This window comes from Ruegeria sp. HKCCSA071 (assembly GCF_017872555.1).
Classification (GTDB): Bacteria; Pseudomonadota; Alphaproteobacteria; order Rhodobacterales; family Rhodobacteraceae; genus Ruegeria.
Genome location: NZ_JAEDOX010000001.1, coordinates 569,835 through 582,135 on the forward strand (window position 1 = coordinate 569,835; position 12,301 = coordinate 582,135).

Annotated in this window: 13 protein-coding genes; 11 read left to right on the top strand and 2 right to left on the bottom strand. The window is 55.8% G+C overall.

Annotation, left to right across the window (positions count from 1 at the left end):
- Positions 1–60 precede the first annotated feature (60 nt).
- Positions 61–735, bottom strand: coding sequence for a PAS domain-containing protein (locus I9188_RS02820; RefSeq protein WP_209503920.1), 675 nt, complete (start codon positions 733–735; stop codon positions 61–63).
- 245 nt (positions 736–980) lie between these two features.
- Between I9188_RS02820 and I9188_RS02825 the strand changes: the two genes are divergently transcribed.
- The 11 genes from I9188_RS02825 to I9188_RS02875 all read left to right on the top strand — a co-directional run bounded on the left by I9188_RS02825 (position 981) and on the right by I9188_RS02875 (position 11,416).
- Positions 981–1,871, top strand: coding sequence for a YicC/YloC family endoribonuclease (locus tag I9188_RS02825; RefSeq protein WP_209503921.1), 891 nt, complete (start codon positions 981–983; stop codon positions 1,869–1,871).
- A gap of 17 nt (positions 1,872–1,888) precedes the next feature.
- The gene (gmk, locus tag I9188_RS02830; RefSeq protein ID WP_209503922.1) at positions 1,889–2,530 is read left to right on the top strand and encodes a guanylate kinase; all 642 of its coding nucleotides are present in this window, start codon (positions 1,889–1,891) and stop codon (positions 2,528–2,530) included.
- On the top strand, positions 2,527–3,051 hold the full coding sequence (locus I9188_RS02835; protein ID WP_209503923.1) for a gamma carbonic anhydrase family protein: 525 nt from the start codon (positions 2,527–2,529) through the stop codon (positions 3,049–3,051). The genes gmk and I9188_RS02835 overlap by 4 nt, the downstream gene beginning before the upstream one ends.
- Before the next feature lie 28 nt (positions 3,052–3,079).
- Positions 3,080–4,126: an ATP-binding protein gene (locus tag I9188_RS02840; protein ID WP_209503924.1), complete on the top strand. Its 1,047-nt coding sequence runs from the start codon at positions 3,080–3,082 to the stop codon at positions 4,124–4,126.
- A gap of 185 nt (positions 4,127–4,311) precedes the next feature.
- Positions 4,312–5,352 carry a substrate-binding domain-containing protein gene (locus I9188_RS02845; RefSeq protein ID WP_209503925.1) on the top strand — a complete coding sequence of 347 codons (1,041 nt, stop codon included), beginning with the start codon at positions 4,312–4,314 and terminating at the stop codon, positions 5,350–5,352.
- A gap of 88 nt (positions 5,353–5,440) precedes the next feature.
- The gene (gene pstC, locus I9188_RS02850) at positions 5,441–6,913 is read left to right on the top strand and encodes a phosphate ABC transporter permease subunit PstC (RefSeq protein ID WP_209503926.1); all 1,473 of its coding nucleotides are present in this window, start codon (positions 5,441–5,443) and stop codon (positions 6,911–6,913) included.
- Complete coding sequence (pstA, locus tag I9188_RS02855; RefSeq protein WP_209503927.1) at positions 6,910–8,241, top strand: phosphate ABC transporter permease PstA; 1,332 nt, start codon at positions 6,910–6,912, stop codon at positions 8,239–8,241. Before pstC ends, pstA begins: the two co-directional genes overlap by 4 nt.
- 12 nt (positions 8,242–8,253) lie before the next feature.
- Positions 8,254–9,051: a phosphate ABC transporter ATP-binding protein PstB gene (gene pstB / locus I9188_RS02860; protein WP_209503928.1), complete on the top strand. Its 798-nt coding sequence runs from the start codon at positions 8,254–8,256 to the stop codon at positions 9,049–9,051.
- Between the two features lie 16 nt (positions 9,052–9,067).
- Positions 9,068–9,769: a phosphate signaling complex protein PhoU gene (gene phoU / locus I9188_RS02865; protein ID WP_209503929.1), complete on the top strand. Its 702-nt coding sequence runs from the start codon at positions 9,068–9,070 to the stop codon at positions 9,767–9,769.
- Positions 9,770–9,781: 12 nt separating this feature from the next.
- Positions 9,782–10,471, top strand: coding sequence for a phosphate regulon transcriptional regulator PhoB (gene phoB / locus I9188_RS02870; protein ID WP_209503930.1), 690 nt, complete (start codon positions 9,782–9,784; stop codon positions 10,469–10,471).
- Positions 10,472–10,648: 177 nt separating this feature from the next.
- On the top strand, positions 10,649–11,416 hold the full coding sequence (locus I9188_RS02875) for an SDR family oxidoreductase (protein ID WP_209503931.1): 768 nt from the start codon (positions 10,649–10,651) through the stop codon (positions 11,414–11,416).
- On the opposite strand, the gene I9188_RS02880 is transcribed toward I9188_RS02875, so the two are convergent.
- Complete coding sequence (locus I9188_RS02880) at positions 11,413–12,282, bottom strand: acyl-CoA thioesterase II (RefSeq protein WP_209503932.1); 870 nt, start codon at positions 12,280–12,282, stop codon at positions 11,413–11,415. The two genes, I9188_RS02875 and I9188_RS02880, sit on opposite strands and share 4 nt — an antisense overlap.
- Positions 12,283–12,301 lie beyond the last annotated feature (19 nt).

The window sequence follows — 12,301 nt, forward strand, 5'->3', positions numbered from 1 at the left end:
AAGAAAGAAAAACAGCGGGCCACCGGTCCGCTGTTTTTTGTTCCGGGTGTTCAGACTGGTTCAGTCATCGCGCGACACGACCAGACGAAGGTGCTTGGCCGCGCGTTTGAAATCCGTTTGGTCTTCGGCAAAACCGTCAACGGTTTGAGGCACAGCAGGAGTTGGTATCTGAATTTCCGAAAATGACTTTATCCGCGTATCTGAAATCGAAAATCGGCGTGGGGTTTTACCAATCGCACCATCCGCGACCATGACGCCCAGAACCCGGCTAACGTCGCCCAGATCGCTTTTGAGCGGCAAAAGGATCATGCAGGCCTGCATCCGGGTACGCCCCAGTATCCCGCTCGACTCCAGACCCAGTTCTGCGACGGCGGGTGCTGCAAATACCTGCTCCAGAACGTCCTTAATCCTGGCGCGATCATCAGGCTGAAAGAAGGCCGTCACAGGCATGCCACGAACCTCCATCCCCGCAAGCGCGTTCAGGTGACTTCCGGCAAGGCGAAACCGGGCCAGTCCCGGGGCGATCCGTTCAAGAATGAAAGTATATTCGAGTATGTTTTCCAGCCCGCGCGGGTCGACCTGGGACCGCATCGGAACACCGTCACCGCTCAGCAATGCAGTCCAATACGCCTCGGCCTGGCGGATCGGCGTAAGGCTGCGCCCACTGTCAAAGCGATCCATTGCGACGATCTTTCCAAAATCTGACCCGGAACCAGTCCCGAAAAAGGTTTTCATTTTCTTCACCCTAACGTCAATTGGCCGCCATTTTCATAAAATGCAACACAACCGGAGCATTTGTGGCCTGCAAGCCATTACCAGGGGTAGTTTGACTCGGGTTTATTCAATTTTGGAGTAATTCTTTAACGAATGGTTAACTTACGCCAAACAAATGCTGCCTCAGCAAACTCTTGCTCTGCACCGGCCAATCGCATTAGGTGCGGCACACATCCAAAAGGGTGAGGTCACAGGAAAGGACAGTCATGATCAGATCCATGACCGGGTTTGCCTCGGGGAAAGGGGAATACGGACCGCACAGCTGGACGTGGGAGTTGCGCAGTGTCAACGGCAAAGGCCTTGATATGCGCCTGCGCGTCCCTGATTGGCTGACCGGGCTTGAGGTGGCCCTTAGGGGCGCGCTGTCAAAATCCCTGAGCCGTGGGAATGTGACCCTGTCAATGCGTCTGACCCGCGAGGACTCTGCCTCGGAGCTGGCCTTGAACGAGGTCGCTATGGCCGCAGCCCTGAGCGCATTGGATCAAACACACAAGATGGCAGCTGCGCGCGGTATCGCTCTGGAACCGCCACGCGCCTCGGACCTTTTGGCACTGAAAGGCATGTTGGATGCAACCGCAGATGCGGATGATCCCGCGCCGCTGGTGGCGCGCCTGACCGAAGATTTCAACGACCTGTTGGCCGCTTTTGTCGATATGCGCCGGGCCGAGGGCGAAGCGTTGGCTACCGTGCTGAACACTCAGCTGGATCAGGTTGCGGCGCTGACAGCACAGGCAGCCGATCTGGCCGTGCATCGTAAGGACAAGATGGCCGCGACACTGCGGGACAATCTGACACACGTACTGGACAACGCGCAGGGCGCGGACCCGGATCGCGTTGCGCAGGAACTGGCTTTGATCGCGGTCAAAGCCGACATTACCGAAGAGATCGACCGCCTGTCTGCACATGTGGCCGCAGCAAGAGAGCTGCTTAGGCAGGAAGGGGCGGTCGGACGCAAGCTTGATTTCCTGATGCAAGAGTTCAACCGCGAAACCAACACGCTATGCTCCAAGGCTCAGAGTACGGAGCTGACGGCTGTCGGGCTGGAACTGAAGGCGGTGATTGATCAGATGCGCGAACAAGTGCAAAACGTAGAATGAAGATGGGAACGACTGATATGGCGGATCGCCGAGGCCTTTTAATCATCCTGTCTTCCCCGTCCGGGGCAGGCAAATCCACTCTGGCAAAGCGGCTGATGGACTGGGACAAGGACCTTGAGTTTTCGGTTTCGGCCACAACCCGTGCCCCGCGTCCGGGGGAAGAAGATGGGCGGGACTACTATTTTCTTTCTGAAGACGAGTTCAAGCAGAAGGTCGCCGATGGCCAGATGCTGGAACATGCGCATGTCTTCGGTAACTTCTACGGCTCACCCGCTGATCCGGTGCGCAGTTCGATCCACGCAGGCAAGGACGTGCTGTTCGACGTGGACTGGCAAGGCGAGGTTCAGATCCGCAACTCGGATCTGGGTAAGCATGCGTTGTCGATCTTCATCCTGCCGCCTTCGATCCCCGAACTGCGCCGCCGTCTGGAATCACGTGGGCAAGATAGCGATGAAGTTATCGCAAGGCGGATGCTCAAAAGCTGGGATGAGATCAGCCACTGGGGCTATTATGATTATGTCCTGATCAATGACGATCTTGAGGCGACCGAAAAGAAGCTCAAGACCATCGTCAGCGCCGAACGGATGCGCCGTATTCAACAGCCAAATCTGCAACAACACGTGCGCAAGCTTCAAAACGAATTCGAGGGGCTGTCATGACGATCTACGCGTTAGGCGAGCACATGCCCGAAATTCACGAGGACACATGGGTTGCACCCGATGCCAACCTGATCGGCAAGGTTGTGCTGGAACAGGGCGCCTCGGTTTGGTTCGGCTGCACGATTCGCGCAGATCACGAGGAAATCCGCGTTGGTGCAGGTAGCAACGTTCAGGAAAACTGCGTCATGCACATCGATGCCGGGTATCCTTTGTCGATCGGTCCGAATTGCACCATCGGACACAAAGTGATGTTGCACGGGTGCACAATCGGAGAAAATACTCTGATCGGTATGGGCGCGATTGTTCTGAATGGTGCCCGGATCGGGCGGAATTGCCTGATCGGGGCAGGGGCCCTGATCACGGAAGGCAAGGAGATTCCGGATAATTCCCTTGTGATGGGGTCTCCGGGCAAAGTGGTGCGCCAGCTTGACGAGGCCGCAGCAAAACGGATTACCCTAAGCGCGATGCATTATCAGGAAAACATGCGCAGGTTTCGGGACACTCTGAGACCTGTTCAATAAAGCGCGCGGATTGATCGGGGTTTGAAGCATGTCAGATGACCTTCTTGATGGGTTTGTTCAGGCCATCCCAATGCCCGCGCTGATGGTGGATCAGACTGAACGGATCATTGCCGCCAATACGGATGCGAAAACCCTTCTGGGGCAGAATATCGTGGGGCGGCATTTCGCGACCATCCTGCGGCAGCCACAGGTTTTTGAAGCGATTGAGCAAAGCCTTCAGTCCAAAGGAACAAAGGCAGCGCGTCATCTTTCCAATGATGGCGCGCAGGACACAACATTTGATGTGCAATGCCGGTATATGAACGGGGTCGGAGCTGTGTCGGGCGGGGCCGTTCTGACCACTTTTCAAGATGTCACGCATCTGGAACAGGCAAGTCAGATGCGCCGCGACTTTGTTGCCAATGTCAGTCACGAATTGCGGACGCCTTTGACGGCACTGATGGGCTTCATTGAAACCTTGCGCGGCCCTGCACGCAACGATCCGGCTGCGCGCGACCGGTTCCTGCAAATCATGGCCGATGAAGCCAACAGGATGAACCGGCTGGTTGGCGATCTTTTGTCACTGAACCGCGTGGAAAGTGAAGAAAGAGTTCGTCCAAATCAACAGCTGGAGTTGACAGGGCTGCTGCAATCCACCATGAACTCGTTGCGCCCCCTTGCGGAAGAGGCGGGCGTGACGCTGACGCTTGACGCACTGGACGGCCCGCTTTCCGTGACCGGAGACAGCGATCAGTTACGGCAGGTATTCACCAACCTGATCGAAAACGGAATAAAATACGGTGCCAGCGGTGGCAGCGTCACGGTCAGCGTTTTGTCATCAGAGCGTGACGCGGCGATGCGTGGGCCTGGGGTGCGGGTGAAGGTCATCGACAAGGGGCCAGGGATTGATTCCGTACACCTGCCACGCCTGACCGAGCGATTCTATCGCGCCGACAACCACAGGTCCCGACAGTTGGGTGGAACGGGGCTGGGGCTGGCCATCGTCAAGCACATCGTCAATCGCCACCGCGGACGGTTGCGCGTGGAAAGTGAGTTGGGAAAAGGTTCCGTGTTTACGGTCATCTTACCACGTTAGCCCTTCCCGCATTACCACCCTACGAAATCTGCCTCGTTACGATTTTTTGATCCGAAATCTCAGGATATTCGAGAGTTGTCATAAAAGCGTTACACACTTGTCACAAAAGGCTTACGCACGACCCCTAGGGGTGCACGCAGGATCATCATGGGGGTGATCAATCATACCTTTTCAAGGAGACTGAAATGTCCTTTGTGAAACTGTCGGCTTCTGCGCTGGCAATCGCCGCCGTCTCGGCAACCACCGCTGCTGCCCGTGACAACGTTCAGGTTGCCGGTTCGTCGACCGTTCTGCCATATGCCTCGATCGTTGCGGAACTGTTTGGTGAGAACACCGATTTCCCGACCCCGGTTGTTGAATCGGGCGGTTCGTCAGCTGGTCTGAAGCGTTTCTGTGAAGGTGTTGGTGAAAACACCATCGACATTGCAAACGCATCGCGCGCGATCCGTGAAAAAGAAATCAAAGCCTGCGCCGAAAACGGTGTGACTGACATCATGGAAGTCCGCATCGGTTATGATGGTATCGTTTTTGCAAGCCAGCAGACCGGTCCTGCCTTCACCGCTTTTGAACCTGCCGACATCTTTAACGCTTTGGGCGCAAAAGTTCTGAAAGACGGTGAAGTGGTTGATAATCCTTACACTACTTGGGCCGAATTCAACCCTGAACTGCCTGATGTAGAAATCGCTGGCTTTATTCCGGGCACCAAACACGGCACCCGTGAAGTGTTCGAAGAAAAAGTTCTGCTGATCGGTTGTGAAGCGACCGGCGCGATGGAAGCCATGATTGCTGGCGGCATGAGCGAAGACGACGCAGAAGATGCATGTCTGGCCGTTCGTACCGACGGGAAAGCGGTCGACATTGATGGTGACTACACCGAAACGCTGGCGCGTATCGACACCAATCCCAATGGCATCGGCATCTTTGGTCTGGCGTTCTACGAGAACAACACCGACAAGCTGAAAGTGGCAACCATGTCGGGTATCGCTCCTTCGACCGAAACCATCTCGACCGGTGAATATCCGGTTTCGCGCCCGCTGTTCTTCTACGTGAAGAAAGCCCATATCGGCGTGATTCCCGGCCTGAAAGAATACGCCCAGTTCTTTACCCACGACGAAATCGCAGGTGCTTCGGGTCCTCTGGCAAATTATGGTCTGGTTGCGGACCCTGAGCTGGCAAAGACTCAGGATGCAATCGCCAACGAAGTAACCATGGGTTCGGGCAGCTAATCCGGCCTTTGGTTCGAAATACCGGGGGCGGCATTCCTGTCGCCCCCACGTTTATTAGCTTTCCCGGCCAAGACCAAATGGGGGTTTCATGCCGATAGTATGGCTTGTTCTGATCGTGCTAGCGATTGCTGCAGTCGGTTACGTGTTGGGGCGCACACGCGCCCTGCAAAGCGCCACAGGAGACGTCCGGGCTTTGCACTCGCTGCCGTCGTATTATGGTGCAAATGTCGCCCTCAAGACGATCGTTCCCGCATTTGGCCTTATGATCCTCTGGTTGTTGGTACAACCGCTTTACGTGAACTCTCAGGTATCAGAAATGATCTCGGGTTCCGCCATCGAAGACGGCGCGTCCCTCAATCTGGTCATGGCCGAGGTCCGTCGCACCGCGTACGGTCTGGATAACGCAGTTGCCGCCGGGCAGATACCCGAGGAACTGGCGCGCAACGCGCGCGCGGATGTGATCGACATGACCCAGCGCCTGAAAGATGCCGGGCAAGTGGTGACGTCTGACATCACGCAACCTGTGCTGCGCGCGGCGCAAACCTATCGGATCATGAATGCGACCGGCTATTCGATCATGGCAGTCGCCGTCATACTGACCGCACTCGCCGGTGCTGCAGTCAGCTGGTTTCAAACTCGCGCGGAATACCGCGCGCGTAATGTGGTCGAGCAGGGGGTGCGTATCCTGTTGCTGGCGGCCGCATCCATCGCAATTCTGACCACTGTCGGGATTGTACTGTCCCTGGTTTTCAACACTTGGGAATTCTTCAAGCTCTACCCTGCTACCGATTTCTTTTTCGGCACGACATGGGCCCCCAGCTTTTCGGGGCGCGGCGGGTCGTCTGAACTTGGTATTATTCCCTTGTTGTGGGGGACATTCTATATCTCGCTCGTTGCCCTGCTAGTGGCTGTCCCGATCGGATTGTTCGCCGCGATTTACCTCAGCGAATACGCGTCACCCCGTGTCCGCGCCGTCGCAAAACCGCTGCTCGAGATTCTGGCCGGTATCCCGACCATCGTTTACGGCCTTTTTGCGCTGCTTACTGTTGGTCCGCTTTTGCTTGGCCTGTTCGGGGATGACGGGCTTGGCTGGATGAAGGCTGGCACGGCAGTCATGACTGCTGGGTTGGTCATGGGTATCATGCTGATCCCGTTTGTGTCCTCGTTGTCGGATGACATCATCAACGCGGTGCCGCAGGCCATGCGCGACGGCTCTTACGGACTGGGCGCAACGCAATCCGAAACCATCCGTCAGGTTGTTTTACCTGCGGCCCTTCCAGGTATCGTGGGGGCGATCCTGCTGGCCGCATCGCGCGCCATAGGTGAGACAATGATCGTGGTCCTTGGGGCAGGGGCGGCAGCACGGCTGAGCCTGAACCCGTTTGAAGCCATGACGACGGTCACCGCAAAAATCGTGAGCCAGCTGACCGGCGACGCGGATTTCGCATCGCCCGAAGCGCTTGTGGCCTTTGCCCTGGGTATGACCCTTTTCACTCTCACGCTTGGGCTGAACATCTTTGCCCTCTACATCGTGCGTAAGTATCGGGAGCAATACGAATGACCGACGCCAGCATGCAAAGCCCTGAAACAGGTCATCGCTCTGTCTCGCTGACTGTAGCGGATGCACATACCAAAAAACGTGCAAATGCAGAGAAACGATTTCGGGCCTACGGGATTGTCGCTATTGCAACGGGCCTGTTCTTCCTGATCGTTCTGTTCGCCTCGATCCTGTCGCAGGGCATTCCGGCTTTTCAGCGCACTGTTGTCAGCGTGGATTTCACCCTGTCTGCTGCGCAACGAGACGAGGCGGAAAGTACGTTGTTCAAGACCAAAGCCTATTCCAACCTGTTCATCGCTCAGTTGAGCAAGGAACTGGAAGACCAGGGGATCAGCGTTGATTTCGACGAAGCGGCCATCGAACGTCTTCTTGGTAAAATCGGTGGAACCATCCGAACTTACTATGCCGATAACCCCGGCAAGCTGGGTGATCCGGTCAAGTTTGATCTGGCCGCATCCAGCCGGGTCGACGGGTATTTCAAAGGCCGCGTGTCCCGTGACACCTTGCAGGACAGCCGGTTTCTACAGCTAAGCGATCTGGATCTGGTTGATGCGCTGAAACAGGCAGGCATCATCAAGCAGGCCTTCAACTGGCCGTTCATCACCGGCGCGGATTCTGGCGTTGACAACCCGGGCGGTGCGGGCATCGGCGCCTCGGTCATTGGGTCGTTCTTCATGATGCTGGTGGTTTTGGGCCTGTCTTTGCCCATTGGTGTGGCGGCGTCGATTTATCTTGAAGAATTCGCCCCGCAGAACAGATTCACCGACCTGATTGAAGTGAACATCTCGAACCTTGCCGCCGTGCCGTCGATTGTGTTCGGTATTCTGGGTCTGGCCGTGTTTATCCAGTTCATGCACCTGCCACAATCAGCACCGCTGGTTGGTGGTCTGGTTCTGACCCTCATGACATTGCCGACGATCATCATCTCGACCCGCGCCTCGCTGAAAGCGGTTCCGCCGTCGATCCGTGATGCGGCGTTGGGGGTAGGGGCCTCGAAAATGCAGGCGGTGTTTCACCACGTGCTGCCTTTGGCCGCGCCGGGCATTCTGACCGGTACCATCATCGGTCTTGCACAAGCCTTGGGTGAAACCGCACCGTTGCTGCTGATCGGCATGGTAGGTTTTGTGGCGCGGGGATATCCCGACGGGTTCCTTGCCGGCTTTACCGAGCCGAACTCGGCAATGCCCGCCCAGATTTACACATGGGCCGCGCGCGCTGATGTCGGGTTCTACGAAAAGGCCTGGGGCGGCATCATCATCCTTTTGATGTTCCTGCTGACCATGAATATCATCGCTATCATCCTGCGCCGCCGCTTTGAACGCCGCTGGTAATTGGGGGCAACAATGAACGACATGACACGAGTGGAGAGAACCGTGAACTCCAAAGACATCAAGATCAACGCGAAGAAGGTTCAGGTTTATTACGGTGATACCCACGCCATCAAAGACGTGAGCGTTGAGATAGAAGACAAGACCGTCACGGCCTTTATCGGCCCTTCGGGTTGTGGAAAATCGACCTTCCTGCGGTGTCTGAACCGGATGAACGACACCATCGATATCTGCCGTGTCGAAGGTGATATCCTTTTGGATGGCGAAGACATCTATGACAAGCGGGTCGACCCCGTTCAGTTGCGTGCCAAAGTGGGCATGGTGTTCCAAAAACCGAACCCGTTCCCCAAGTCGATCTACGACAACGTGGCCTATGGTCCGCGCATCCATGGCCTGGCCAAGAATAAAGCGGAACTGGATGAGATCGTTGAGAAATCCCTGCGTCGAGGCGCAATCTGGGATGAGGTCAAGGACCGTCTGGATGCGCCCGGCACGGGGCTTTCAGGGGGTCAACAGCAGCGTCTGTGTATCGCCCGCGCCGTGGCAACTGAACCGGAAGTTCTGTTGATGGACGAGCCGTGCTCGGCGCTCGACCCGATTGCAACCGCACAGGTCGAAGAGTTGATCGACGAATTGCGGTCGCGATACTCGGTTGTGATCGTCACCCATTCGATGCAGCAGGCCGCCCGCGTCAGCCAGAAAACGGCCTTCTTTCACCTGGGTAATCTGGTCGAATTTGGTGAAACCGGTCAGATTTTCACCAACCCGGTCGATCCGCGCACGGAAAGCTACATTACTGGCCGTATCGGCTAAGCACAGGTATCAAACAATGAGCGAACAACATATTGCATCTGCTTTTGACCGCGACCTCGAGGCGATCCAGGCGCATATCATGAAGATGGGCGGCCTGGTTGAGGCAGCTATCATGAGCGCGGCGCGCTCGCTTGAAAGCCGCGACATTGAGCTGGCCCAGGAAGTGCGGCAAGGTGACAAGGCCATCGACGCGTTGGAAGACCTGATTGACGAGGAAACTGCGCGTCTGATTGCCTTGCGCGCGCCCACGGCCAGTGACCTGCGATTGGTGCTTTCGGTCCTGAAGGTATCCGGCAATCTTGAGCGGATTGGTGACTATGCGAAGAACATCGCCAAGCGTACGACCGTTCTGGCCAGTGCTGGCGAGATCAGCGGCAGTGCCGCTGCCTTGCGCCGCATGGCGCGCGAGGTTGAACGTATGCTGCGCGACGCACTGGACGCTTATATTCAACGCGACGCGGAACTGGCTACCGACGTCATCAACCGTGATGAAGAGGTCGACCAGATGTATAACGGCCTGTTCCGCGAGTTTCTGACCTTCATGGCCGAGGATCCACGCAATATTTCTGCCTGTATGCACCTGCATTTCATCGCCAAGAACATCGAACGTATGGGCGACCACGTAACCTCGATTGCCGAGCAGGTGGTGTATCTGGTCACAGGCGACCGCCCGACCGAGGCCCGGCCCAAGGCCGACATAACGTCACAAACAGCGTAGGAGAGGCGTGAGATGTCCGCAGATCAACCGACGGTTCTGGTGGTCGAGGATGAGTTGGCCCAACGCGAGGTGCTGGCCTACAACCTTGAAGCCGAAGGTTTTCGCGTCTCAAAAGCGGCCAACGGTGACGAAGCTATGCTGCTGGTCGACGAAGACTGCCCGGATATCATCGTTCTGGACTGGATGATGCCCAACCTCAGCGGGATTGAGGTTTGCCGACGGCTCAAAAGCCGTCCGGACACACGTTCGATCCCGATAATCATGCTGTCGGCCAGATCAGAAGAGGTAGACAAGGTTCGCGGGCTGGAAACCGGTGCCGACGACTATGTGGTCAAGCCATATTCGATCGTCGAACTGATGGCGCGTGTTCGAACACAACTGCGCCGCGTCCGTCCGGCAACTGTTGGTTTGCGACTGGAATATGATGACATCATTCTGGATTCAGAAACTCACAAGGTCAGCCGCGACAGTAAGCCCTTGAAACTGGGTCCAACCGAATTCCGGCTTCTCAGCACGTTCATGGAAAAGCCGGGCAGGGTCTGGAGTCGTGAACAATTGCTGGATCGGGTTTGGGGACGCGATATCTATGTCGATACGCGTACGGTTGATGTTCACATTGGACGCCTGCGCAAAGCCTTGACGCAACATGGCGGCGAAGACCCGGTCCGCACAGTCCGAGGTGCCGGTTACGCGTTGGGATAACACGCATCAGACCTGTGTTGATCGCATTTATCTGATCGCTGATTGCGGTTGTATCTGAGTATTTCTCCGCCATGCCATATAACGTATAATTGGTATTATGGTAAAATAAGGGCACTTGTAATACGGAACGCAAGCCAACACATTGAAAACACAGTAACGAACCTGACCGGAATACGCATGGAGCTTGTGAACAAAACTGTCATAATCACCGGCGCAGCCCAAGGCATTGGTCGTGGTCTTGCGGAACGGTTTTCCCATGAAGGTGCACGTGTAGTCTGCTCGGATGTCGACATCGCTGGTGCAAATTTGGTCGCGGAGAAAATCGGCGGTCAGGCGTATCCCTGCGACATTTCCAGCGAAGCGCAGATCAAGGATCTCATTGATTTTGTAGAAGAAACTGTCGGACCAATAGACCTGTTTTGCGCAAATGCGGGAATTCTGACGCTTGGTGGTCTCGATGTTGCGGACGAAGATTGGGATCGGATCTGGAAGATCAATGTCATGTCCCATGTCTGGACTGCTCGCCATCTGGTTCCACGCATGGTTCGTCGCGGCGGCGGATATATAATGATAACTGCGTCTGCGGCAGGTTTGCTGAACCAACCTGGTGCAGCCCCATATGGGGTTACCAAACACGCCGCTGTAGGATTTGCCGAATGGCTTTCGCTGACATATGGCTCGGAAGGATTAAAAGTCTCGGTCCTGTGTCCGCAGGCTGTGCGTTCGAAAATGACCGAAGGCCATGAGATCTCAGTAGCTTCGATTGATGGAATGCTCGAGCCGAGCGACGTGGCTGAATCCTGTGTGCTAGCTATTCGAGATGAAAAGTTTTTGGTTCTACCTCATCCACAAGTTGCTGATTATTTGCAGTTCAAAGCGGTTGACTACGACCGGTGGCTTGTTGGAATGCAGAAGTTAAATCAGAGATTTAGTGGCAGCACTTAAGGTTGTGCGCGAACTCTGCGCATCAATCCTTCCTGTGCAACAGATGCAACAAGGGTACCGTCCTCGGAATAGATCGATCCACGGTTAAAGCTGCGTCCCTGCCCCGTCCACGGCGAATCCATCACGTAAAGATGCCAGTTCTGAAAATTCACTGGCGCGTGAAACCATAGCGCGTGGTCCAGACTTGCGCCGTTGAACTCTCCGCTAAACCAGCTCAGCCCGTGTGGCCGCAACCCAGAGGACATCAGGTTCATGTCAGACGCATAAGCCAGAAGTAAGTGCTGCGTTCTGGTGTCGACCGAAGCAGCAGCGGGCATACGGAACCAGGTCTGGTTTCGATCATCAGAGACTTTCGGTGTGAATGGGTCCAGATGATCGACTTCACGGACCTCGATCGGGCGCTCGCGCAGCAATTCACCCCTCAACCTTTCGGGAACACGTTCAACGTATGTTTTACGCAATTCAGATCGGGACGGGTATGCTTCCGGTGCGTTCACGACGGGCATCGGATGCTGATGGTCCCAGCCTTCATCTTGGACATGAAACGATGCAGACATGTTCAGTATTTGCTTTCCGTGCTGAATCGCAACCACGCGGCGGGTTGTGAAAGAACCTCCGTCTCGCGCTCGATCAACTTGATAAATAACGGGTTTCTCCGGATCGCCCGGGCGAATGAAATAGGCGTGCAGCGAATGGCATAACCGTTCTTCAACAGTCCGATACGCCGCAGCTAGCGCTTGCGCGATGACCTGCCCACCAAAGATGCGTGTTGGCGTTTCACCGCCCGACCCTGTCCCGCGAAACAGATCGACCTCAAGACGTTCAATATCCAGAAGATCCAGTAAGATACGTTCCGCTTCGGTCATCGTCTGCTCGCAAGTTGTG